This window comes from Aeromonas sp. FDAARGOS 1408, from assembly GCF_019048665.1.
Classification (GTDB): Bacteria; Pseudomonadota; Gammaproteobacteria; order Enterobacterales; family Aeromonadaceae; genus Aeromonas; species Aeromonas dhakensis.
In genome coordinates this window covers 294,299-318,628 of the sequence record NZ_CP077394.1, presented here as the reverse complement: position 1 = coordinate 318,628, position 24,330 = coordinate 294,299, and the positions used below count along the sequence as shown (strand labels likewise).

At 62.6% G+C, this 24,330-nt stretch carries 22 protein-coding genes; 11 read left to right on the top strand and 11 right to left on the bottom strand.

Annotated features, from left to right (window positions below):
- The first annotated feature begins 187 nt into the window (after positions 1-187).
- Positions 188-1,531 carry an NCS2 family permease gene (locus tag I6L38_RS01570; protein ID WP_005304142.1) on the top strand — a complete coding sequence of 448 codons (1,344 nt, stop codon included), beginning with the start codon at positions 188-190 and terminating at the stop codon, positions 1,529-1,531.
- Positions 1,532-1,607: 76 nt separating this feature from the next.
- On the opposite strand, the gene djlA is transcribed toward I6L38_RS01570, so the two are convergent.
- The 3 genes from djlA to I6L38_RS01555 are packed head-to-tail and all read right to left on the bottom strand — an operon-like array spanning position 1,608 to position 4,133.
- Positions 1,608-2,438 (bottom strand): co-chaperone DjlA, encoded by an 831-nt coding sequence (gene djlA, locus I6L38_RS01565; RefSeq protein ID WP_216989036.1) that lies wholly within the window; start codon positions 2,436-2,438, stop codon positions 1,608-1,610.
- 19 nt (positions 2,439-2,457) lie between these two features.
- Entirely contained in the window at positions 2,458-3,126 is a 669-nt protein-coding gene (murU, locus tag I6L38_RS01560; protein WP_201889699.1) for an N-acetylmuramate alpha-1-phosphate uridylyltransferase MurU, read from the bottom strand.
- Positions 3,123-4,133 carry an aminoglycoside phosphotransferase family protein gene (locus tag I6L38_RS01555; protein ID WP_043171010.1) on the bottom strand — a complete coding sequence of 337 codons (1,011 nt, stop codon included), beginning with the start codon at positions 4,131-4,133 and terminating at the stop codon, positions 3,123-3,125. Before I6L38_RS01555 ends, murU begins: the two co-directional genes overlap by 4 nt.
- A 174-nt stretch (positions 4,134-4,307) precedes the next feature.
- On the opposite strand from I6L38_RS01555, the gene lptD reads away from it, so the two are divergent.
- From lptD to I6L38_RS01525, 6 genes are read left to right on the top strand one after another with little or no spacing between them, the layout of a single operon-like run.
- A complete protein-coding gene (lptD, locus tag I6L38_RS01550) occupies positions 4,308-6,740 on the top strand; it encodes an LPS assembly protein LptD (RefSeq protein WP_201889701.1) in 2,433 nt (810 codons plus the stop codon).
- A 30-nt stretch (positions 6,741-6,770) separates the two neighbouring features.
- Positions 6,771-8,069: a peptidylprolyl isomerase SurA gene (surA, locus tag I6L38_RS01545; protein WP_005304159.1), complete on the top strand. Its 1,299-nt coding sequence runs from the start codon at positions 6,771-6,773 to the stop codon at positions 8,067-8,069.
- Entirely contained in the window at positions 8,069-9,064 is a 996-nt protein-coding gene (gene pdxA / locus I6L38_RS01540) for a 4-hydroxythreonine-4-phosphate dehydrogenase PdxA (protein WP_201881792.1), read from the top strand. The genes surA and pdxA overlap by 1 nt, the downstream gene beginning before the upstream one ends.
- Positions 9,054-9,866 carry a 16S rRNA (adenine(1518)-N(6)/adenine(1519)-N(6))-dimethyltransferase RsmA gene (gene rsmA, locus I6L38_RS01535; RefSeq protein WP_005304162.1) on the top strand — a complete coding sequence of 271 codons (813 nt, stop codon included), beginning with the start codon at positions 9,054-9,056 and terminating at the stop codon, positions 9,864-9,866. The genes pdxA and rsmA overlap by 11 nt, the downstream gene beginning before the upstream one ends.
- Positions 9,867-9,870: 4 nt before the next feature.
- Positions 9,871-10,233 (top strand): Co2+/Mg2+ efflux protein ApaG, encoded by a 363-nt coding sequence (apaG, locus tag I6L38_RS01530; RefSeq protein WP_005304166.1) that lies wholly within the window; start codon positions 9,871-9,873, stop codon positions 10,231-10,233.
- Positions 10,234-10,239: 6 nt separating this feature from the next.
- Positions 10,240-11,061, top strand: a complete 822-nt coding sequence (locus tag I6L38_RS01525) for a symmetrical bis(5'-nucleosyl)-tetraphosphatase (RefSeq protein WP_017782105.1) — start codon at positions 10,240-10,242, stop codon at positions 11,059-11,061.
- A 252-nt stretch (positions 11,062-11,313) separates the two neighbouring features.
- Here the strand turns inward: I6L38_RS01525 and I6L38_RS01520 are convergent, their stop codons facing one another.
- Positions 11,314-11,814: a 2TM domain-containing protein gene (locus I6L38_RS01520; protein WP_017763864.1), complete on the bottom strand. Its 501-nt coding sequence runs from the start codon at positions 11,812-11,814 to the stop codon at positions 11,314-11,316.
- 234 nt (positions 11,815-12,048) lie between these two features.
- A complete protein-coding gene (locus I6L38_RS01515) occupies positions 12,049-13,038 on the bottom strand; it encodes a luciferase-like monooxygenase (RefSeq protein ID WP_005304175.1) in 990 nt (329 codons plus the stop codon).
- Positions 13,039-13,193: 155 nt separating this feature from the next.
- Here I6L38_RS01515 and I6L38_RS01510 point away from each other — a divergent pair, with 155 nt between their 5' ends.
- From I6L38_RS01510 to I6L38_RS01500, 3 genes are all read left to right on the top strand, one after another.
- On the top strand, positions 13,194-16,166 hold the full coding sequence (locus I6L38_RS01510; protein WP_216989035.1) for an HD domain-containing phosphohydrolase: 2,973 nt from the start codon (positions 13,194-13,196) through the stop codon (positions 16,164-16,166).
- A 133-nt stretch (positions 16,167-16,299) separates the two neighbouring features.
- Positions 16,300-16,650 carry a hypothetical protein gene (locus tag I6L38_RS01505; RefSeq protein ID WP_017787686.1) on the top strand — a complete coding sequence of 117 codons (351 nt, stop codon included), beginning with the start codon at positions 16,300-16,302 and terminating at the stop codon, positions 16,648-16,650.
- An 85-nt stretch (positions 16,651-16,735) separates the two neighbouring features.
- The gene (locus I6L38_RS01500; RefSeq protein ID WP_017787685.1) at positions 16,736-17,089 is read left to right on the top strand and encodes a hypothetical protein; all 354 of its coding nucleotides are present in this window, start codon (positions 16,736-16,738) and stop codon (positions 17,087-17,089) included.
- Positions 17,090-17,131: 42 nt separating this feature from the next.
- On the opposite strand, the gene I6L38_RS01495 is transcribed toward I6L38_RS01500, so the two are convergent.
- The 5 genes from I6L38_RS01495 to rplU form a co-directional block, all read right to left on the bottom strand.
- Entirely contained in the window at positions 17,132-18,826 is a 1,695-nt protein-coding gene (locus I6L38_RS01495; protein WP_201885115.1) for an AMP-binding protein, read from the bottom strand.
- 168 nt (positions 18,827-18,994) lie between these two features.
- Positions 18,995-20,365 (bottom strand): YjiH family protein, encoded by a 1,371-nt coding sequence (locus I6L38_RS01490; RefSeq protein ID WP_005304191.1) that lies wholly within the window; start codon positions 20,363-20,365, stop codon positions 18,995-18,997.
- A 393-nt stretch (positions 20,366-20,758) separates the two neighbouring features.
- Positions 20,759-21,961 (bottom strand): Obg family GTPase CgtA, encoded by a 1,203-nt coding sequence (gene cgtA, locus I6L38_RS01485; protein ID WP_017763857.1) that lies wholly within the window; start codon positions 21,959-21,961, stop codon positions 20,759-20,761.
- Between the two features lie 188 nt (positions 21,962-22,149).
- Entirely contained in the window at positions 22,150-22,407 is a 258-nt protein-coding gene (rpmA, locus tag I6L38_RS01480; protein ID WP_005304202.1) for a 50S ribosomal protein L27, read from the bottom strand.
- 17 nt (positions 22,408-22,424) lie between these two features.
- Entirely contained in the window at positions 22,425-22,736 is a 312-nt protein-coding gene (gene rplU / locus I6L38_RS01475; protein WP_005304210.1) for a 50S ribosomal protein L21, read from the bottom strand.
- Between the two features lie 242 nt (positions 22,737-22,978).
- On the opposite strand from rplU, the gene ispB reads away from it, so the two are divergent.
- Positions 22,979-23,950, top strand: coding sequence for an octaprenyl diphosphate synthase (gene ispB / locus I6L38_RS01470; RefSeq protein WP_005304213.1), 972 nt, complete (start codon positions 22,979-22,981; stop codon positions 23,948-23,950).
- A gap of 86 nt (positions 23,951-24,036) precedes the next feature.
- On the opposite strand, the gene I6L38_RS01465 is transcribed toward ispB, so the two are convergent.
- Complete coding sequence (locus I6L38_RS01465) at positions 24,037-24,225, bottom strand: DUF2065 family protein (protein ID WP_005304217.1); 189 nt, start codon at positions 24,223-24,225, stop codon at positions 24,037-24,039.
- Between the last annotated feature and the right edge of the window lie 105 nt (positions 24,226-24,330).

Genomic DNA, 24,330 nt, shown 5'->3' with positions numbered 1-24,330 from the left:
TTGCTCTATTCATTGATCCGCCTCGCAGATCCGGGGTTTGTAAACGGCGCCGCCTGTGTAAAAATGTGCGCGCTGTCACGGTATCAGGACGAGTCTGGTTGTTTAACCACCAGAAAGCGGGCGTCACTCCTCCATGGAGGATGCCCCTCTCCTGCTGCTTATTTCACGTCACCTATTGGAATCCAACATGAATCAACCACACCAGGCCCCCGCACAGGCCGCCGGGCAAGGATTGCTTGAGCGTCTGTTTGCCCTGAAGGGCCATGGCACCAACGCCCGCACCGAAGTGATCGCCGGCATCACCACCTTCCTGACCATGGTCTACATCGTCTTCGTCAACCCGCAGATCCTCTCTGCGGCCGGCATGGACACCCAGGCCGTGTTCGTTACCACCTGCCTCATCGCCGGCATCGGCAGCATCCTGATGGGCCTGCTCGCCAACCTGCCCATTGCGCTGGCACCGGCCATGGGCCTCAACGCCTTCTTCGCCTTCGTGGTGGTGGCCGGCATGGGCTACTCCTGGCAAGTGGGCATGGGCACCATCTTCTGGGGCGCCATGGGCCTGCTGATCCTCACCCTGCTGCGGGTGCGCTACTGGCTCATCGCCAATATTCCGCTCACCCTGCGGGTCGGCATCACCGCCGGCATCGGCCTCTTGATCGCCCTGCTCGGCCTGCACAACGCCGGCATAGTGGTGGCCAGCCCCGCGACCATGGTGACGGTGGGCAACCTCACCTCCCTGCCCTGCCTGCTGGGGCTGCTCGGCTTCTTCCTGATCTGCATCTTCTCGGCCCGCGGCGTCCACTCCGCCGTGCTGATCGCCATCGTAGTGACCACCACCCTGGGCTGGCTGTTTGGCGACGTCACCTTCAAGGGCTTCGTCTCCATGCCCCCCAGCATTGAGCCGGTGTTCGGCCAGCTGGATCTGATGGGGTCGCTCGACATCAGCCTGGCCGGAATCATCTTCTCCTTTATGCTGGTCAACCTGTTCGACTCCTCCGGCACCCTGATCGGCGTCACCAACCGCGCCAAGCTGGCCGATGACAAGGGTCACTTCCCGCGCATGAAGCAGGCCCTGCTGGTGGATAGCGCCAGCTCCGTCGGCGGCGCCTTCATGGGCACCTCCTCGGTCACCGCCTTCATCGAGAGCAGCTCCGGCGTCGCCGTCGGCGGCCGTACCGGTCTGACCGCCATCGTGGTCGGCCTGCTGTTCCTGCTGGCGATCTTCTTCTCCCCGGTTGCCGCCATGGTGCCGGCCTATGCGGCGGCGGGGGCCCTCATCTATGTGGGTGTGCTGATGTGCTCCGAGCTGACCCGGGTGAAGTGGGAAGACCTGACCGAAGCGGTGCCGGCCTTCATGACCGCCGTCATGATGCCGTTCAGCTTCTCCATCACCGAGGGGATCGCCGTGGGCTTCATCTCCTACTGCGTGATGAAGGCGGGCACCGGCCGCTGGCGCGAGATCAACCCCTGCGTGCTGGTGGTGGCCCTGCTGTTCGTGCTCAAGTTTGTCTGGGTCGACAGCCACTAAGCCGCGACGCACAAATACTGCGCAAACAAAAATGCCCGTCAGCGACGGGCATTTTTTATGGCTGATGAAGGGGCGCTCAGCGAATGCCGCGCGCCTCGCGGATCCACTCCCAGGCCTGCTGGATCTCCTGGGTCTTCTCCTTGGCCATCTCCATCATTTCGGGCGGCAAGCCCTTGGCGGCCAGCTTGTCCGGGTGATGCTTGCTCATCTCCTTGCGGTAGGCGCGCTTGATCTCCTGATCGCTGTCGCTCTCGCTCACCCCCAGCAGCTGATAGGCATCCTTGAGCCTGTCACGGGAGGGCGCCTCCTGCCGATACTGCTGACCACCCTGCCCGCCATCCTGATACTGGCCACCGTGGGCCCGGTTGAAGAAGTTCATCTGCGCCTCGGCCATCGCCAGGATGCGGGCCAGCTCGATGCGGCTGAAACCCAGCTCGTCGGCGATGGTATGCAGGATGGCACGCTCGCTGGCCTCGACCTTGCCATCGGCGAAGGCGGCCTGCAGCTGTACCTCGAGGAAGAAGCGCAGGATATCGCGCTGGCCCTGGCTGGCCTGGCGAAACTCGGCCAGGGTCTCCCGCAGCGGGAAGTCCGCCTCCTTGCCCTGGCGGAACGACTCCTGAGCGCGAGCCCGCTGCTCCCCTGCCAGCCGCATCCGGTCCATCAGGTTAGAGGCGACCCGGACCTCCTGCTCGGTCACCTGGCCGCTCGCCTTGGCGATGTGGCCCATGACGGCGAAGGTGGCGTGGAAGAAGACCGCCTGTTGCTGCTGGGTGGGGGCGCGGCGAAAATTCAAGCCCATGCCCCGATCGAAGCGATGGCCGATCCAGAGGCCAAGCAGGGCACCAAAGATGTTGCCGAGCAGAAAACCGAAGAAGGCGCCAAGCACCTTACCCCAAATACGCATGGTTCAAGACCTCGTGAAATTAATGAGTGCGTCCTTGCAACTGATCGTCCAGCTCGTGCAGCCGCTGGGCCGTCCCTATGTCGCGCCACTCGCCGGCCAGCAGGCTGCCGCCCACCCGACCTTTCGTCATCCACTCCCGCAGCAGGGGCGCCAGCTTGCGTGCCCCCGCCGCCAATCCGGCAAAGGCGGCGGGATCATAGAGCCCGACGCCGCTGAAAGTCAGCGCCGGGGTATCAACCACCTTGCCCGCCTGCAGCGCAAAATCCCCCGCCGGATGCTGCGGCGGGTTGGGCACCAGCCAGAGGTGGGCCAGCTGGTCGCCAAGGGGCTGGCTCACCAGGGTGCGATAGTCCAGGTCGAGCCAGGTATCGCCGTTGATCACCAGAAAAGGATCGCTGCCCAGCAGCGGCAGCGCCTGTACGATGCCGCCGGCAGTCTCCAGCGCGCTCTCCTCGGCCGACCAGTGGATGGAGACCCCGAGCGCACTGCCATCGCCGAGCGCTTCCACCAGCTTGTGACCAAGCCAGGCGTGATTGATGACCAGGTCGGTCACGCCGGCCGCCTTGAGTTTGTCGATATGGTGCACGATGAGCGGCTTGCCCCCCACCGCCAGCAGCGGCTTGGGCAGGCTGTCGGTGAGCGGGCGCATCCGCTCGCCGCGCCCGGCGGCCAGAATCATCGCCTTCATGACGCCACTCCGCTGCGGGCCAGCCCGGGCAGCACCACCTGCTCCAGCCACTGGCCGAAGCGGGCCAGCACCGGATAGGCGGCGCCATGGCTGCGGCAGACATCCACCACGTAGCCCAGGGTGCGGGGAATATCCTTGAGGTAGCCGGACTTGCCGTCGCGGTGGTAGAGCCGGGTGAAGATGCCCGCTGCCTTGAGGTGGCGCTGCATGCCGGTGAGGTCGGCGGCGCGACGAAACGCGGCGTAATCGAGCCCGCCCAGCAGATTGGCCTGCTGCAAAGTGTCGAAGCCGAGCCGCATGCCCTGCTCGATCACCGCGTCTGGCCAGCGCACGTAGCAGTCTTTCAGCAGCGAGACCAGGTCATAGCTGAGCGGCCCGATGACCATGTCCTGGAAGTCGATGACCGCCAGCTCGCTCTCATCCGGCGTCTCGCCACCGCACACCATCAGGTTGCGGCTGTGAAAATCACGGTGCATCACCCCCTGCGGCTGGGCCAGGTTGTTCTCGGTGAGGCAGGCGAAGGTCTCGGCCAGCAGTTGCTGCTCTTCATCGCTCAGGGTCAGTTGCAGATGGTGACCCAGCAGCCACTCGGGGAAGATGCTGTTCTCCCGCGCCATAAAGGCGGAATCAAAAGGCTCAAGGTCCAGCTCAACCGCGCCGAGACGGGGCAGCAGCGCTATGGCCTTGCTGTACCAGGCCTGCACATTGTCTGCGTTCAGGCAGCCGATAAGCTGGGTATCCCCCAGATCCGTCACCGCCAGCAGCCCCTGCTCATAGTCCACCGCCCGCACCTCGGGGGCCAGCAGGCCGCCGGCGTGCAGGGCCGAAGCATTGCGGACAAACTCATGATTCTTTTCGGTTTTAGGGTTGGCATCCACCCAGATCAGGCCACCGCCACGGTGGTAGCGGCGAAAACTGGCGTCACCGGAAATGAGAGTCAACTGAAGGCTGGCATCACCGGAAATCCGGCGCGCCCAGTGCAGCAAGAGGGAATCGCGATCGTGCATAAGTCGGGGACCAAATTGGAAAGCAGCACTTGGCTGTTAGCCCTGGCCGCAATAATGCTTTATCATTGCCGGCTAACATAAAGCAATGACATGCAATGTCAACTCGATGAATCCTGTCGTAAAATGCATGTCTTGAATCAGCCGTAGCTACCACGGATTGCGCGAGTCTTTCACATGACAAAACGGACACTGGGATACTCCTATCCCATCGCCCTGACCATCAGCCTTGTTCCTGCCCTGACCCCTGCCATCGTGCAGGCAGCGCCGCTGACGCCGCCTCCCGCCACCGGGATCCTGGACGGGCTCTGCTATGACTATGTCCCCAAGATTGAAAAACTGGCGCCCGGCACCGACGCCAATGCCCAGCCCGTGGAGGTGGATGCCGATCGCCTCGAAGCCAAGCAGGGTGGCACCGCCGTCTATCAGGGCGACGTCAAGGTGCGCCAGGGCGTGCGCAAGTTCGATTCCGACTACGCCGAGCTCGATCAGAAGAGCCGGGACGTCATCGCCATCGGCAACATCTACTACAACGACGGCCAGATCACGGTCACCAGCGACAAGACCCTGAAATCCAACCTGGATACCAAGAATTCCGAGCTGGAAGAGGGCAAGTATCAGGTGCATGGCTCGCCGGTGCGCGGCTCCGCCGACCGGGTCACCATGACCAACAACAACCAGAACATCACCCTGGAAGGGGCCCAGTACACCACCTGCCCACCGGGCCAGGAGGTCTGGACCCTGAAGGCGGGCAGCATCGACATCGATCAGACCGAGGTGTTCGGGGAAGCCTGGAACGCCAGCCTCTGGCTCTACGACTATCCGGTGTTCTACTTCCCGTACATCAACTTCCCCATCAAGGATGAGCGCAAGACGGGCCTGCTCTACCCGGGTTACACCCAGAGCTCCAAGAACGGCATGGACATCACCCAACCGTTCTACTGGAACATAGCCCCCAACTACGATGCCACCATCACCTCCCGTTTCATGGACAGACGGGGCCTGATGGAGCAGGTGCAGTTCCGCTACATGCCGGATCCGGCTCACGTCGGCAGCCTCTATTTCGAGAACCTGGCCAACGACAAGCAGTACGACGAGACCCCGAGCCTCAATCAGGCCATGTCAGACGGTCACCGTTACCTGCTCAACGCCAATCACACCTCGCTGTTTGCCGACAACGCCATGCGGGTGTCGCTCGACTACACCAAGGTGCGGGATCGGGATTACAACTACTTCAACGACTTCTCCCCCAAGGTGGGTACCCAGGTCGAGAACCAGTTGCAGCAATCCCTGATGGCCGGTTACTTCCAGCCCAACTGGAACATCAACACCGAGGTGCGCACCTACCAGATCCTGCTGGCCAGCGCCCAGCAGCCCCACGAGCTGATGCCGCGCATCGACCACAACTACTACCAGCAGGGCAGCTGGTACGATCTCGCCTGGAACACCGAGATCACCAAGTTCGGCTACAACAATGCCCAGGCCATCGCCCAGAACCAGGGCGGCGCCTACACCGGCACCCGGGTCTACACGGCCCCGACCCTGACCATGCCGCTGATCAACGAGGCTGGCTACTACCTCGACAGCCAGTACAAGCTGATGTACACCCGTTACGATCAGGAAGTGCCGGACAACATGAGCCAGACCTTCGTCAGCCGCTTCACCCCTGCAGGGGCCAACGGAGTCACCCTGGACGAAGGGATCATCACCCGCACCCTGCCCTCGTTCCGCCTCAAGGGCGGCATGACCTTCGAACGCAACCAGAACTGGTTCGGCGGGGATGCCAACCAGACCCTGGAGCCGGAGTTCCAGTACCTCTATGTGCCCTACAAGGATCAGGACAACATAGGCGTCTATGACTCCACCACCATGCGCCAGGACTACTACAGCCTGTTCAGCGACCGCCGCTACGCCGGCCTGGATCGCATCAGCGACTCCAACAGGATCTCCATCGGCCTCACCAGCCGGGTATATGATGAGATCGGCGATGAACGAATTCGGCTGGCCGTTGCCCAAGCTTTCGATTTCGTTGCGCCCAGGGTCAAGCTCTACCCCAGCGAAACCCTGACCACCAACACCCGCTCCCCGCTCTCCTTCGAGGGGGATGCCAAGATCAACGAGCAGTGGTTTGCCCATGCCGGCGCGCAATATGATATGGACCAGAGCCGGCTCAGCTCCGCCAACAGCGCCCTTGAGTATCGCCACGAGAAGCTGATCAGCCAGTTGAACCACCGTTTCGTGCGCGACGCCAACTACGATCTCGAAAACCGGGGACAGGTCACCGACCTCAACCAGATCGGCCTGCTGTTGACCACGCCGCTCAACGATCAGTGGCACCTGTACGGGGGTTACTACCAGGAGCTCAACCAGAGCGTGAAGTCTGATCGCAAGGTGGGCCTGAAGTACGACTCCTGCTGCTGGAGCATCAACTTCAACCTGGAGTGGGTCAACACTCCGGACAACGTGACCCTGCGTCCGACCTCGGAGCGCAGCCTGGGCATTCAGTTTGAAATGAAAGGATTGGGTAGCGTGGGTACCGGCACCAAGGGCACCTCCCTTGACACCGAAGCACTGCCTTACATTCGTCCGTTTAACCTGCGAGACCAATAAGCGGTCTGGCAAACGCCTTGAGAGATGGATATGAAGAAGACGTTGATTTCCCTGCTGACTGCAGGCCTGTTCGGAGCCATGAGCCAGGGTGCCTTCGCCGCCCCCGAGCTGATGGACAAGGTGCTTGCCGTGGTCAACAAGGACGTGGTGCTGGCCAGCCAGCAGGAGGCCCTGGTCCAGAAGGTCAAGATCTCCGCCCAGGAAAACGGCCAGTCCCTGCCCGATGACGCCACCCTGCGCAAACAGGCGCTGGACCGCCTGATCCAGGAGAGCCTGCAATTGCAGCTGGCCGAGCGCCAGGGCCTCAAGATCAGCGATACCCAGCTGGAGCAAGCGATCCAGAGCATCGCCGCCGACAACAAGATGACCCTGGATCAGCTGCGTGCCCAGCTGGATCGCGAGGGGCTGACCTATGCCCAGTATCGGGAAGAGGTGCGCCGCGAGATCCTGATGAACGAGGTGCGCCGCAACCAGGTGCGCCGCCGCATCAACATCTCCGAGCAGGAGGTGAAGCAGGTGGTGGATATCCTGGCCAAGCAGGGTCAGCAGCAACAGCAGTACCATGTCGGCCACATCCAGGTTGCCCTGCCGGACAACCCGAGCGCCGAGCAGCTCAACGCCGCCAAGAGCAAGATTGAACGCATCCTGGCCGCCCTCAAGCAGGGCGCCGACTTCCGCAAGATGGCCATTGCCGAGAGCAGCGGACCCAAGGCGCTGGAAGGGGGTGACTGGGGCTGGATGAGCCCGCAAGAGATGCCGACCCTGATGGCCGAAGCGGTGCAGGGTGCCAAGAAGGGCGACATCGTCGGCCCGCTGCGCTCCGGTGCCGGTCTGCACATCATCAAGGTGTTCGACAGCAAGGGCCAGCAGCAGGTGGTGCAGACCGAAGTGCGCGCCCGCCACATCCTGATCAAGCCCTCCATCATCCTGAGCGAAGAGAAAGCCAAGGGGATGCTGGACGGCATCCTGCACGACATCAAGAGCGGCAAGGCGAGCTTCGCCAGCCTGGCGGAGAAGTACTCCGAGGATCCGGGCTCCGCGGTGCAGGGTGGCGAACTGGGCTGGTCCGATCCCAACGTCTACGTGCCCGAATTCCGCGACATGGTCAACCGCCTGCAACCAGGCCAGATCAGCGAACCCTTCCGCACGACCCACGGCTGGCACATCGTCCAGCTGGAAGAGCGCCGCAGCCAGGATGCCACCACCAAGGCCCAGGAGCAGCGCGCCTATCAGCTGATCTACAACCGTCGCTTCACCGAAGAGTCCCAGGCCTGGCTGGACGAGCTGCGTGACGAGGCCTACATCCAGATCGAAGGCGCCGGCAGCTGATGACCTGTCGTCGCCTCGCCATTACCCCGGGTGAACCGGCCGGGATCGGCCCGGATCTGGTGCTGCAGATTGCCCAGCAGGATTGGCCGCACCAGCTGGTGGTGATCGCCGATCCGGCGCTGCTGCGCGAACGGGCCGCCCTGCTGGGGCTGCCCGTCGAGCTGCTGCCCTATGATGCCGGTCAGCCGGCACAACCGCAGCGGGCGGGCACCCTGACCGTCTGTCCGGTTCCCCTCGGCGCCGCCGTGATACCGGGCAAGCTGGACGAATGCAATGGCGCCTACGTGCTGGCCACCCTGCAGCGCGCCTGCGACGGCAACATGAGCGGCGAATTTGCCGCCGTGGTGACCGGGCCGGTGCACAAGGGGATCATCAACCAGGCTGGCGTGTCATTCAGCGGTCACACCGAGTTCTTCGCCCAGCAATCCAACACCGCCGACGTGGTGATGCTGCTGGCGACCGAAGGGCTGCGGGTCGCGCTGGCGACCACCCACATTCCGCTGGCCTATGTGGCGATGGCCATCACCGAGGATCGCCTCGGCAAGGTGATCCGCATCCTGGATGCGGATCTCAAAGCCAAGTTTGGCATCGCCAAGCCCCGCATTTACGTCTGCGGCCTCAACCCCCACGCCGGGGAAGGCGGCCACCTCGGCCGTGAAGAGATTGACGTGATCGAACCCGCCCTGGCCGGCCTGCGCCAGGAGGGGATCGATCTGGTCGGCCCGCTGCCGGCCGATACCCTGTTCCAGGAGAAATACCTCAAGGATGCGGATGCGGTACTCGCCATGTACCACGACCAGGGGCTGCCCGTGCTCAAATACAAGGGCTTCGGCAGTTCGGTCAATATCACCCTTGGACTCCCTTTCATCCGCACTTCGGTGGATCACGGCACCGCACTGGATCTGGCAGGCAAGGGCCTGGCCGACTCCGGCAGCCTGATCACCGCGATCAACCACGCCATCAAGATGGTAGAGAAAAAAAGATATGAGCAGTAAGGTGCACATGGGCCACACGGCCCGTAAGCGTTTCGGTCAGAACTTCTTGCACGATCGCTACGTGATCGACCAGATCGTGGCCGCCATCAATCCGCAGCCGGGTCAGAACCTGGTGGAGATAGGCCCGGGTCTGGCCGCGCTGACCGAGCCGGTCGCCGCCCAGATGGACAAGATGACCGTGGTCGAGCTGGACCGGGATCTGGCGGCGCGCCTGCGCGAGCACCCGACCCTGAAGGACAAGCTCACCGTCATCGAAGCCGATGCCATGCGTTTTGACTTCAGCACCCTGATGGGGGAAGGCAAGGGGCCGCTGCGCATTTTCGGCAACCTGCCCTACAACATCTCCACCCCGCTCATCTTCCACCTGTGCGAGTTCGCCGATCGGGTAGAAGACATGCACTTCATGCTGCAAAAGGAAGTGGTGCTGCGTCTGGCCGCCGGCCCGGGCAGCAAGGCCTATGGCCGTCTGAGCGTGATGACCCAGTACTACTGCCAGGTAGTGCCTGTGCTGGAAGTGGGCCCTGGCGCCTTCAAGCCGGCGCCCAAGGTGGATTCTGCCGTGGTCCGTCTGATCCCGCACAAGAACCCGACCATAGTCGCGAAAGACATTCGCTGCCTGAACCGGGTCTGCACCGAGGGCTTCGGCCAGCGTCGCAAGACCATTCGCAACAGCTTCTCCAACTTCATCACGGACGCCCAGCTGACCGAGCTTGGTATCGATGGCAACCTGCGCCCGGAGAACCTCTCCCTCGAGCAGTTCGTCATGATCGCCAACTGGCTGGCGGATCAGCCAAAGGCCTGATCCCGTGGCAACCCCGCACATCCTGGTCCGCCCATACCCCTCGTATGTGGCGGACAGCAAAGACCCTTACCAGTTCCACTATCTCATCGAGATCGAGAACCTGGGGCCCGGCCCGGCGCAACTGCTGCGCCGACGCTGGCTCATCACAGATGCCAATGGCAAGATGCTAGAAGTCGAAGGCCCCGGCGTGGTCGGCGAGCAGCCGGTCATCGCCCCCGGCGAGACCTTCCGCTATCAGAGCGGCGTGCCGCTGGCCACCCCGCTCGGCGTGATGGAAGGGAGTTATACCCTGCAAGACGAGTCGGGGCAGCAATTCGAGGTGCCTATCGCACCCTTTACGCTGGCCGTCCCCCACATTATCAACTGAGGTTTCATGGCGAACTGTTTTGTTGGCGATATCCAGGGCTGTTACGACGACTTGCGCCGTCTGCTGGATCTGGCCGAGTTCGATCCCGCTAACGACGTACTCTGGCTGTGCGGCGATCTGGTCGCCCGCGGCCCGGACTCTCTCAACACCCTGCGCTTCGTCAAAGGGCTGGGCAACCGTGCCGTCACCGTGCTCGGCAACCACGATCTGCACCTGCTGGCGGTCGCCGACGGGGTAGCCCCGCTCAAGAAGAAAGACAGGCTGCAGGAGCTGATGGACGCCCCGGATCGGGACGAACTGCTGGAGTGGCTGCGCCACCGCCCGCTGCTGGCGGAGCACCCCGACCTGCCCATCATGATGGTGCATGCCGGCATCTCCCCGGCGTGGGACGCCCGCACCGCCCGCAACTGTGCCCGTGAGGTGGAAAGCCTGCTGCGCGGTGATCAGTACCAGTGGCTGCTGCACAACATGTATGGCGATCAGCCCGATGGCTGGCAGGACGATCTGGTCGGGATCGAGCGCTACCGCTACATCATCAACACCTTCACCCGAATGCGCTTCTGCTATTTCGACGGCCGGCTCGACTTCAAATGCAAGAAGGGCCCCACCGAGTCGACCCCGGGCCTGCGTCCCTGGTTCGAGCAGCGCGAACACCATGTGGACGACCCCATTCTGGTGTTCGGCCACTGGGCGGCCCTGATGGGCAACACCGGCAAGCAGGATATCAAGGCGCTCGACACCGGCTGCGTCTGGGGCAACAACCTCACTCTGTGGCGCTATGAAGATGATGCCCTGATCGCGACCCCCTGCCCCACCTACGCCAAGTAATGGTGAGGGAGCGAGCGTCTGGACAATCAGAGCCTCACCCTGTGGCGCTATGAAGATGATGCCCTGATCGCGACCCCCTGCCCTACCTACGCCAAGTGACGATAAGCGGCTGAACCTGAGCAACCCTGTGGTGCCATGAAGATGATGCCCTGATCGTCACTCACTGTCCCGCCAACGCCAAGTAGGCTGCAGACAATAAAACAAAACAGGCCCGGTATTGCCGGGCCCGTTTTTTATGGTGCACTGCTCACCCTAGAGCTTGCGTCCCAGTCGTTTCTCGATCTGCTGTCGCTCCCACTCGGGGCCGAACAGTTTGAAGGGCTGGAACAGGTTGATGGCATGGGAGATCAATCCCAGCCCCCAGCCCAGTGCCGGCCACCAGGCCCAGATATAGCCCGGGTTGCTCAGATAGTTGATGACAAACAGCCCGCATATTACCAGCAGGTAGCTGGCGATGTGGTAATAGAAGCCCTTGAGCCCCTCCACATAACGCATGGCGGCCCGCTCCTCTACCGATACCCGGATCTGATCCCGTTCCATCGTGTCACTCCCTCTCATCTCATGCTCCTGTTGGCTTGTACCGTCAAGTTGCGCCACCTCGAGCTCAAAGACGGCGGCCAGGGCCTTGAGGGATTCCAGTCCGGGCTGCTGACCCTGCTCGATCCGCTGAATGGTGCGAACGCTCAGGCCGGTAAAGGCGGCCAACTGCTCCTGTGACCAGCCCCGCTGCAATCTCAACTTCCTGACGATCATCTCGAACTCCTTGTGGTTGATTGACGGGGCCAGCATAGGATCAGGAGGGTGGCATGCGACACGACAGCAGCCTGACACCAACCTGACTTTCCTTTTAATTCAGTGCATTAGATAAAATAGAGAGAGCAGAAATCCCATCAGTCCTCCCCACAACGCCCCCCTCTCGATGACCTGACAGCAGGGCGACAGAGGCGCTTCTAGCAAGATAGCGCCCTGCTCTTCGGGGAGTCGAGCTTATAGCGCCTGCATCAGCTCGGCGGCAATTTCAAAGGAACGCAGCCGCGCCTGATGATCGACGATGGGACCGTTGAACATCAGCTCGTCGGCCCTGGTTTCCGCCAGCAACGCCTTGAGGCCGTGGCGTACCTGATCCGGGTTGCCCACCAGCGAGCGGGCCAGGGTCTGCTCCATCGCCACCAGCTCGCGTTCGGACCACTCCTCGCTCAGTTCGACGACGGGCGCCGGCAACTTGCCCGCGTTGCCGCGATGCAGGCGCAGGAACTGCTGCTGCAGGGTTGTGAACTGGAAGCGCGCCTCCCGCTCGCTGTCGGCGGCGATCATGTTGATGCAGACCACCGCATGGGGCTTGGGCCAGCGGGCGGAGGGGCGATACTGGGCGCGGTAAATTTCCAGCGCCTGCAGCAGCATGGCGGGGGCGAAGTGGGAGGCAAAGCCGAACGGCAGCCCCATGGCCGCCGCCAGCTGGGCGCTGTAGAGGCTGGAGCCCAGCAGCCAGATGGGCAGATGCAGCCCCTGGCCCGGCACCGCCTGCACCGCGCCCACCTCGTCGCCAAAGTAGTCCATCAGTTCGCGCACATCCGCCGGGAAGTCATCCACCTCGCCGCTGCGCTGGCGTCTGAGCGCCCGCATGGTGCGCTGATCGGTGCCTGGCGCGCGGCCAAGGCCGAGATCGATGCGATCCGGATAGAGTGACGCCAGGGTGCCGAACTGCTCGGCAATGACCAGCGGCGAGTGGTTCGGCAGCATGATGCCGCCCGCGCCGATGCGCAGGGTATTGGTGCCGCCGGCCAGGTGGCCGATCAGCACCGAGGTGGCGGCACTGGCGATGCCCGGCATGTTGTGGTGCTCGGCCAGCCAGTAGCGGTTGTAACCCCAGCGCTCGGCATGGCGAGCCAGATCCAGCGAGCGGCGAAACGACTCGGCCGGCTGGGAGCCTTCGGCAACGGGCACCAGATCGAGCACGGAATAGGGGATGGCAGACATGGGTCACTCCATTGATTCACAGACCAGTAACAAGGGGGGCAATGTAGCACGGGATACCTGAATGAATCACCTGATCGGCCGGCAAAATTGACGGACACAGGTTACGGGAGCGCCAGCAGGGGGAGTTTCTCTCTGTCACATCCCGATCTCTCTGAATGGGTTATTGTGTTTATTGTCATCCTGCAGGCACACTGCAAGTTGATCGTCTCTGCAATCGCCCGTGTGACAAGGATGTGTCCATGACAACTGCCAGGCCAGGTCGTAAACCTTTCTATGTGCATATCGCCACCCTCTTCATCCTGCTGTTCACCCTGCTCGGCAGCGCACTCATCGCCTTGCAGTTCCAGCAAGGGGCCCGCCAGGGGTTGGAGCACGAGCGACAGAACTTTCTGCAGTATCGCCAGCAGCTGGCCCTCGCCCTGCAGCTGAACGAGCGGCCGGCCCGCATGTCGCTCAGCCTGCTGCGCAGCGGCCAGCTGGCTGCCATGACCAACCTGACCGACCGTCTGGCCTACCTGCCGCAACTGGCGGAGGTGCTGGCCAACAGCCCCAGCTATGGGGCCGTCTATGCCGGCTACGAGGATGGCGACTTCTTTCTGGTGCGCAAACTGACCGAGCGGGCCAAGACCCAGCTGGGGGGCGTGCCGGCCGCCAGCAGCCTGCTGGTGCAGAGCCTCAGCCAGGGCAAGGGGGAGTTTCTCTATTTTGATCAGCGGCTGAGCCTGCTCGAGCGGCGCCCCATGCCGAACTACCGCTACGATCCCCGCAGCCGCGACTGGTACAAGCAGGCCCGCTGGCGTGCGGGGATCGCCACCACCAACCCCTACCTCTTCTTCACCACCAAGGAGCCTGGCATGACGCTGGCAGTGGAGAGCGACGATAGACGCGCCGTGATCGGGCTAGACACCAGCGTCGAGGGGCTGTCGGCCCTGATCGGCAAGCTGCAGTTGCCTGCCCAGAGCCAGGTGATCCTGTTCGATGAGTACGCCACCCTGCTGGCCGCCGATCCCAGACACCTGCCGAGCTTCGAGCAGCTGAGCCAGCTGCCCATGCTGGCCAGCCTGCCCCACCCGGCCCTGGCGGACCTGCAACAACGGATCATCAGCCAGCCCACCTTGCTGAGCGACCCGGCCGAGCTCAACCTGACCGCCGCCGATGGCAGCGACTGGCTGGTCAACCTCTCCCCCCTCGGGAGCGACTCCCCCTTCCATATCGCCCTGCTGGTGTCGGCCGACCTGCTCTATCAGCAGGCCAGAGACGAGGCCCTGGTCAATCTGGGCTGGGCGCTGGCGGGCCTGCTGCTGCTGCTGCCGGTGATCTGGCTGGTCTCGCGGCGTACCGCCACCCCGCTGCTGGCGCTTACCAAGGAGGCGGAGCGGATCCAGCATTTCGATTTTGGCGAGAGTCGGGTCCCCGAGTCTGCCATCCGCGAGATCGACGATCTGGCCCATACCATGTCAGGCATGCGGCTGACCCTCGGCAACTTCATGAACATGGGGCGGGCGCTGGCGGCCGAACACCGTTTCGACTCCCTGCTCAGCCGCATCCTGCACGAAACCATCGCCGCGGTGCAGGCCGAAGGGGGTTGTCTCTACCTGGCTCAGGAGCAGGGGATGGTGGCGGTGCAGGCGCTGTGGCGCAAAGCGCCGCTGCCGGCCGGGCAGATCCGCTGGCAGCAGGCCCTGTTTGGCGAGCTGGCCCGGGGCGAGCGGCTCAGCCTCGCCATCGACCAGCAGGGCTGGCAGCAGCATCTGGCCGACTGGGGCCCCTTCCCCGGCCCCTGCCAGCTGGTGGCCGAGCCCCTGCGCAACCATCGCCAGGAGCTGATCGGCTGCCTGCTGCTGATCCTGCCAGACTGCTCGGCCCGCGAGCTGGCCTCGCGCATCAGTCTGATCGAGGCGCTGGCGGGCACCTCGGCCTCCGCCATCGAGAATCAGCGCCTGCTGGAGGAGCAGAAACAGCTGCTGGAGTCCTTCATCGAGCTGATGGCCGGCGCGATCGACGCCAAGAGCCCCTACACCGGCGGCCATTGCCAGCGGGTGCCGGAGCTGACCCGGATGCTGACCGAAGCCGCCTGTGCCCAGCAGCAGGGGCCGTTCGCCGAGTTCCGGCTCAACGAGGAGGAGTGGGAGGCCATCCATATCGCCAGCTGGCTGCACGACTGCGGCAAGGTGACCACCCCCGAGTTCGTGGTGGACAAGGCCACCAAGCTGGAGACCCTTTACGATCGGATCCACGAGATCCGTACCCGCTTCGAGGTGCTCAAGCGCGACGGCTACATAGAGGCGCTGGCGGCCCGCCTGCCGGCATCGGAGCGGGAAGCGGCCAGGGCGACGGTGGCGCCGCTCTGGAGCACCCTGGACGAGGAGTTCGCCTTCGTCGCCGAGTGCAACCTGGGCGGCGAATGGATGGCACCGGAGAAGCTGACCAGGCTGGATGCCATCGCCAGCCGCACCTGGCTGCGCACCCTGGACGATCGGCTCGGCATCAGCCGGGAGGAGCTCAAGCTGCGCCAGGGGGAGCCGGCCGCACCGCTGCCCTGCGTCGAGCCCCTGCTGGCGGACAAGGCCGCCCACCTCATCCCCCGCCCCGTCCACGATCAGCTGGACGAGCGCAACCCCTGGGGCTTCAAGGTGCGGGTGCCCACTCACCTCTACAACCGCGGCGAGCGCTACAACCTCGCCATCGGCCGCGGCACCCTCACCGAGGAGGAGCGCTACAAGATCAACGAGCACATCATCCAGACCATTCGCATGCTCGAACGCCTCCCCTTCCCCCGCCATCTACGCAGCGTGCCCGAGATTGCCGGCGGCCATCACGAGCGGATGGACGGCAAGGGCTACCCGCGCCAGCTGCTGGGCAGCCAGATGAGCATCCCCGCCCGCATCATGGCCATCGCCGACATCTTCGAGGCGCTGACCGCCAGCGATCGCCCCTACAAATCGGGCAAGACGGTCTCCCAGTCGCTGGCCATCATGCAGAGCATGGTGCGAGAGCAGCACATCGATCCCACCCTGTTTGCCCTGTTCGTCAGCAGCGGCATCTGGCGCGATTACGCCGGGAGATTCCTCGCCCCCGAACAGCTGGATCAGGTGGATGAAAACGCCCTGCTGGCCGGGCTGGCCTAGGGCCGGGTCATATTTTCTTACATTTGCGGGCTGGCCTGAACGCCCCCGGCTGGTTATAACGGTGCCCCTATAGCGAAGGGGGAGCAATAGACTCCCCCTCACTCTTTGTCACACCACACTGTTCAGGTTATCTATGTCAAAACATCTCATCATGCTGGGCGCGCTGACGCTGTCCGGCTGCTCCCTGTTGTCTCCCCCCGCCCCCACCGTCACCCCGGTGCACCTGGCCGATGCCAGCCAGCGCGGCTTCTACATCGAGTGCAGCAACATGACGGCCTGCTTCCAGCAGGCCAACCAGACCTGCCCGCAGGGCTACCAGGAGACGGATCGCCGTCAGCAGACCCTCTACAGCACCCAGTACACGGCGGGCAGCTATGACGACGAGAAAAAGGTCTACAAGGCTGGCAAACCCTATCGCATGGCCAACACGGTGCACTCTCTGACCATCCAGTGTCCGGTCGATATGGGCATCACGCCGCGCTGATCCGCGCTTTGCGGCCGGCACGAGGCAGATGGCCCCGGCCGGCCGCTAGCCACCCTTTTCTTGTTTCATCGAGCACCACTCTCTTATGTCACCCCGAATTTTCCTGCTGGGCAGCCTCTTGCTGTCCGGCTGCGCCCTGCTGCCGGCGCCCGCCACCGTCACCGAACTCGCTTCAGCCAATCCCGCACTGCAACGCTTCCAGATCGAGTGCGCCGCACTGGAGGAGTGCCAGCAGCAGGCGACGCTGAGCTGCCCGCTCGGCTATCAGGAGACCGAACGCCGCCAGCGCACCTTCACTTCCCATCAGATGAGCATGGGGGCCGCCGATCCGATGACGGGGTTTCGCCCAAGCTTCCCCCAGAGCAGCACCTTCACCACCCATACCCTGCTGGTGCAGTGCCCCCGCAAGCCGGCACAGCCCCACCCGCTGGGACGCTGACAAAAAAGGGCCCGCAGGCCCTTTTTTCCGATGTCGCCACGCTCAGCGCATCGCCTCGGCGTGCTGGCGGGCCAGCTCGTCGCTCATCAATTCCCGCATCCTGAATTTTTGCAGCTTGCCGGTTACCGTCATGGGGTACTCCTCCACGAAACGGATGTATCTTGGCACCTTGAAATAGGCGATGCGGGCCGACAGGAACTGCTTCAGCTCCTCCTCGCTGGCCTCCTGGCGGGGCCTGAGCTTGACCCAGGCGCACACCTCCTCGCCATAGCGCTCGCTGTCGACCCCGAACACGGCTGCATCCTGCACCGCCGGATGATCGTAGAGCCGCTCCTCGATCTCGCGCGGGTAGATGTTCTCGCCACCGCGAATGATCAGCTCCTTGCTGCGCCCGACGATCCGTACATAGCCCTCTTCATCCATGATGCCGATGTCCCCCGAGTGCAGCCACCCTTCCTCATCTATGGTATCCGCCGTCTTGGCCGGATCCTGCCAGTACCCTTGCATCACCCCGTTGCTGCGACAGCAGATCTCGCCCCGCTCGCCGATGGCCACTATCTCTCCGCTGGGGTCGACCAGCTTGATCTCGGTGTGACCGATGGCGCGGCCGACCGTGGTGACCCGCTTGTCCAGCGGCGCGTCGATGGCGGTCATGTGATTGATGGGACTGCACTCGGTCTGGCCGTAGGCGATGGTCACCTCGGTCATGTGCATCAGGGTCTGCACCTTGCGCATCAAGGGCTCGGGGCAGATGGCACCGGCCATGATGCCGGTGCGCAGGGAGGAGAGATCGAACTGATCAAACTCCGCCAGCTCCAGCTCGGCGATGAACATGGTCGGCACCCCGTGCAGGGCGGTGCAGCGCTCCTCGCTCACCATCCGCAGGGTGGCCGCCGGATCGAAGGCTTCGGCCGGAAACAGGGCGCAGGCCCCCACACTGATGCAGACCAGATTGCCGAGCACCATGCCGAAACAGTGGTAGAGCGGCACCGGGATGCAGAGCCGATCCTGCTCGCTGAACGCCATGCCTTGCGCCACCTGGCGGCCGTTGTTGAGGATGTTGCTGTGACTGAGGGTAGCCCCCTTGGGGTTGCCCGTGGTGCCCGAGGTGAACTGGATGTTGATGGCGTCATCGGGTTTGAGGGTGGCGGCCACTCGGGCCAGCCAGGCCGGATCCTGCCGGTCGCCCAGTGCCAGCACTTCGGGGAAGTTGAGCATGCCGGCGCTTTGCTGCTCCCCGAGCCGGATCACCATCTCCAGGCTTGGCAGCCGGGATGATGTCAGGCGGCCTGGCGGACAGCTCGCCAGCTCGGGGGCCAGCTCGCCCAGCATGGCGAGGTAGTCGCAACCCTTGAACGCGCTGGCGCAGATCAGGGCCCGACAACCCACGTTGTTGATGGCAAAGGCGAGCTCGTAGCTGCGGTAGGCGGGGTTGATGCAGACCATGATGGCCCCGATGCGGGCCGTAGCGAATTGCACCAGGCACCACTCGATGTTGTTGGGCGACCAGATGCCGACCCGATCCCCTGGCCGGATCCCGAGCGCCAGCAGGCCCAGCGCCAGCCGGTCTGTCTGGGTCAGGTATTCCCGGTAGTTCCAGCGGATCTGCTGGTGGCGCACCACCACAGCGGGCCGCTCGGGGAAACGTTCCGCCACCTCTTGCAGGTAGGCGCCTATGGTCTGGTGAAGCAGCGGCTGATCGCAAGGACCGGCCCGGTAGCTGAGCAGTGAGGTCATGGGGTGACTCCTGGCCACATAGGTTGGTATTGCCTACTGCTCGGCTGGCGTGTTTTTTCAGCTTGTTACATTAATGTAAATTCACGCCTCATAAAAGACTCACTTTGGTCTAATAGTGGCCATAAAAAACGGCCAACCGAAGTTGACCGTTTACAGACGCGGGGCAGATCAGAACAGCAGGTGCGCCACCCCGGCGATGACCGGCAGGGTGATCAGGGTGCGCAGCAGGAAGATCACGAACAGCTCCCACAGCTTGACCGGGATCTTGCTGCCCAGCAGCAGGGCGCCCACTTCCGACATATAGATGAGCTGGGTGACCGACATGGCGGCGATCACGAAGCGGGTCATCTCGCTCTCGATGGTGGAGGCCAGCACCGCCGGGATGAACATGTCGGCGAAGCCCACCATGATGGTCTTGGAAGCGGCTTCCGCCTCCGGCAGTTGCAACAGCTCCAGCAAGGGGACGAAGGGGGCCCCCAGCCAGTTGAAGATGGGGGTGTGCTCGGCCAGCATCAGGGCACAGGTACCCACCGCCATCACCACCGGCAGCACGCCAAACACCATGTCCAGGGCATTCTTCACCCCTTCCCGCGCCACGGCGCCGAGATCCGTCATGCTGTCGGCCTTGGTCAGGGCCCGCTCATAGCCATAGCTCAGCACGCTGTGCTGATGGGGGATCGCCTCCTGCTTGCGGCACAGGGGGGTACCGTCGCTGTAGACATCCTTCTTCCAGGAGAGCGGCGGCAGGCGCGGCACCACGATGGCGGCCACCACCCCGGCCAGGCAGACGGTCAGGTAGAAGGGCACGAACATGTGCTCCAGCTTCACCTGGGAGATCACCACCAGGCAGAAGGTGATGGAAACGGCAGAGAAGGTGGTGCCGATGACGGCGGCTTCCCGCTGGGTGTAGAACTTGCCTTCGTACTGTTTGCTGGTCAGCAGGATGCCGACGCTGCCATCCCCGAGCCAGGAGGCGAAGCAGTCCACCGCAGAGCGGCCCGGCAGGCGGAACACGGGGCGCATGATGCGGGTCATCATGGTGCCGACAAACTCCAGCAGACCAAAATCGAGCAGCAGCGGCAGCAGCAGGCCGGCGAAGATGAAGACGGAGAACAGCACCGGCAGCAGATCGTGCAGCACCAGACCACCGGTCGCACCGGAACGCAGCACCTCGGGACCGGCCTCGAAGAAGGTCAGCAGCACGAAGATACCGCCAAGCACCCGCACGCAGGCCCAGAAGGGAGAGACGTTGAACAGGCTGTTGAGGAAGGGGCGCTTCACCAGGATCGCCGGCTTGAACAACCAGGCGATCAGGGTCATCAGCATGGTGGTGGTGATGATGGCGCTGACCATGGCCACCAGATAGTCGGCAAACACCCTCTGTACCAGCTTCGCCAGTACGGCTACCGGGATGGTGACGTTGCCGTCATAGAGAACGGGGGTCATGAACAGCAGGATCCCGATGAGTGACGGGACCAGGAACATCAGCACGTTGCGACGGGTATTGAGCGCAGGTGCTTGCAGAGTCTTTTCCAGCATGGTTTACAGCCTTAATGTTACTTTTCCTTAGCCAGGCGAACCTGCATACCCATGCTCTCACCCGACAAAACGGGCGCAAGAATACTCCAAAAAAATGCACAAACAAGCCTTTAATGGATCATTTCAAGCATAAATATTTTTACAGGCAAACCTTCCATAAGAATGTACCCAAACAGATGCGCATATCAATTCATTACAAATGGTTAGCACATTGTTTCGTTAAGGTTACATTCAGGAGCGCAGTATAATCAGTTGCGGTTGGCAGGCAATAAGTGACATGAGAAATATATCTATATGGTGATCCAGTCGATCCCCATAAAAAAACCGGAGCCTGGCAAGGCTCCGGTTTTTCAGCGGCGGGTGGCTGCACTGTGCCCACCCGCAGGATGAGGGTCAGTCACGCACGTAGATGACTTCCACGCCATCATCGTCTTCGTCGTCCCAGTCATCGTCATCCAGCGACTCGTCAAACGCCTTGGAGGCAGCCAGCGCATCCGCTTCGGCCTTGGCCAGCTGGTTCTTGTGGTAGTCGTCCCACTTGAACTCCACCTTCTCGATGGCTTCCTTGGCATCTTCCGCCAGCTGACGGGGCATGGTATCCAGCAGATCCAGGATGTCGTAACAGACCTTCTTGGTCCCTTCCTTGCTGATGGCGGTGATGGCGTAAACCGGCCCTTCGTGGTTCAGGGCGGCCTTCACGCGCTCCATCACTTCACCTGCCTCTTCTTCCAGGATCAGGTCCATCTTGTTGAACACCAGCCAGCGTGGCTTGCTCGCCAGCTCCGGGCTGTACTTCTCCAGCTCGCGGACGATGGTCACGGCATTCTCGGCCGGATCGGAACCATCCACCGGGCAGATATCCACCAGATGGACCAGCACGCGGCAGCGCTCGAGGTGCTTGAGGAAGCGGATACCGAGGCCGGCGCCTTCGGCAGCACCCTCGATCAGACCCGGAATGTCGGCAATGACGAAGGAGCGGGAGTTCTCGCCACGCACCACGCCGAGGTTCGGCACCAGCGTGGTGAAGGGGTAGTCAGCCACTTTCGGGCGGGCCGCAGAGACGGCACGGATGAAGGTGGACTTGCCGGCGTTGGGCAGGCCAAGCATGCCGACGTCGGCCAGCAGCAGCAGCTCCAGCTTCAGGGTACGTACTTCACCCGGGGTGCCGTTGCTCTTCTGGCGCGGCGCACGGTTGACCGAGCTCTTGAAGCGGGTGTTGCCAAGACCGTGGAAACCACCCTTGGCGACCAGCAGCTTCTGCTCATGGTGGGTCAGATCCCCCAGCAGTTCGCCGGTATCTTCATCGGTCGCACGGGTACCGACCGGCACGCGCAGGATCTTGTCCTTGCCGCGACGACCGGTACAGTTGGCGCTCTGGCCATTCTCGCCACGCTCGGCGGCGTGGAAACGCTCGAAACGGTAGTCGATCAGGGTGTTCAGGTTTTCATCGGCAACCAGATACACGTCGCCACCGTCACCGCCGTCACCGCCGTCCGGGCCACCGTTCGGAATGTACTTCTCCCGGCGAAAGCTCACACAACCGTTACCACCGTCACCGGCATCGACTCGAATCTGGACTTCATCAACAAACTTCATAGGTAACCGTCACCTTAATTCGAAAAACCGATACGCCATTATAGTGGTACAGACCCCTGCGGGCGATACGCATCTTGCCAGTCGCCCCTTCAGAGCCAGGGTCGGCTGCGTGCCGTTTTTTCGTCAACTACATCAGAAAAACAAAAGCCCCGCCTGTTGGCGGGGCTTCGGATCCTTGCGGTCCGTAATTACTCAGCAACGATGCTTACGTACTTACGGTTCAGCGGACCTTTGACTTCGAACTGCACCTTGCCGTTCGCGGTAGCGAACAGGGTGTGGTCCTTGCCCAGACCAACGTTCTCACCAGCGTGGAACTTGGTGCCGCGCTGACGAACGATGATGCTGCCAGCCAGAACTGTTTCGCCGCCGAAACGCTTCACGCCCAGGCGTTTAGCTTCTGAATCGCGGCCGTTGCGGGATGAACCGCCAGCTTTTTTGTGTGCCATCTATCGTACTCCTCTAATTAAGCGCTGATGCCAGTGATTTTGACTTCAGTGAACCACTGACGGTGGCCCGCTTGCTTACGGTGGTGCTTACGACGACGGAACTTGACGATAGTCACTTTCTCGCCACGGCCGTGAGCCACAACTTCAGCTACAACCTTGCCACCTTCAACGAAAGGAGCACCTACTTTAAAAGTGTCGCCTGCAGCAACCATCAGCACTTCGTTGAAGTCGATGGTAGCGCCAGTCTCAACGTTCAGCTTTTCCAGACGAACGATTTGACCTTCGGCCACACGGTGTTGTTTTCCGCCGCTTTGGAATACCGCGTACATTTGATTAACTCCGTAAAGGCGTGTCTTTTGCTCAAGGCCAGACACGCGCAAAAACCTATAACAATGGGCGGGCATTCTACGCAAATCGATTTGCTCAGGCAAGGCCAATTTAGCAAAAAGTTTATTTTGTGCGCATATCTGCCGCCGTGAATAAACGCTTAACTGTAACCCATTGTGAAATCGTGTAGAATCCCCGCCATTGCTAAAATCGCAGTCATCACTGCCGTCACGTTACGAGACTTATGGACCAACAGACTATCCGTGCGCTCTGTGCCGCCGACATGACGGCGGTCAATGAACTGATCCTGGCGCGACTCCAGTCCGATGTCAGCCTGATCAACCAGCTTGGTTTCTATATTGTCAGTGCAGGCGGGAAACGGATGCGCCCCATGCTGACCGTCATGGCCGCCCGCGCACTGGGATATGAGGGTGAGGATCACCTGAAACTGGCTGCCATCATCGAATTCATTCACACCTCCACCCTGCTGCACGACGACGTGGTCGACGAATCCGACCTGCGCCGCGGCCGGGAAACCGCCAACGCCATGTTCGGCAACGCCGCCAGCGTGCTGGTGGGTGACTACCTCTACAGCCGCTCCTTCCAGATGATGAGCGAGCTCTCCAACCTGCGGGTGATGGAGATCCTCTCCGAGGCCACCAACACCATCGCCGAAGGGGAAGTGCTGCAGCTGATGAACTGCAACGACCCGGATACCACCGAAGAGAGCTACATGACGGTCATCTATTGCAAGACCGCCAAGCTGTTCGAAGCCGCCACCCGTCTCGCCGCCGTGCTGACCCATCAGCCCGCGCCCATCGAGCAGGCGATGACCGACTACGGCAAGTATCTGGGCACCGCCTTCCAGATCATCGACGACGTGATGGACTACTGCTCCCAGAGCGACGAGATGGGCAAGAACGTGGGCGACGATCTGGCCGAAGGCAAGCCGACCCTGCCGCTGTTGCGTGCCATGGAAGTGGGTAGCCCGGAAGAGCGCCAGCTGGTGCGCGACGCCATCGAGCACCGCAACGGCATGGAGCACCTCGACCGGATCCTGGCCATCCTCGACCGTACCGGCGCGCTGGAGTACTCCCGCATGCGGGCCCGGGAAGAGGCCGACAAGGCCATCGCGGCCCTCGCCATCCTGCCGGACTCCCAACACAAGCAGGCGCTGGAAACCCTGGCCCACATGGCGGTGCAACGCAGCGCCTGATGCCAGCCGGTAGACAATAAAAAAGAGGCCAGAGGGTCTCTTTTTTATTGTCCAATTAGCCGTGCCACTGTCGTTTCAACCAGGAGCTAGCGGGCCAGCGCCCACAAGATAACGGCCCCGGCCACCACCAGACAGCCGCCTATGCGGCGCAACTGCTCGGCCGGTTGATCGCTCAGCAGTCGCAACATCTGCTGCCAGGCGCGCGGCATCAAGAGCGGCCCCAGCCCTTCGAACAGCAGCAGCAATCCCAGCCCCATCAGGATGGATGTCAGCATACAACCTCCTTTCTCGTCTGAATGTGCCCCAACCACAGCACTTCGCACGCCGCCCCCCCTCCCGCTGCCAGCCGATGACCGGCAAACAAAAGGGCCTGAATCATC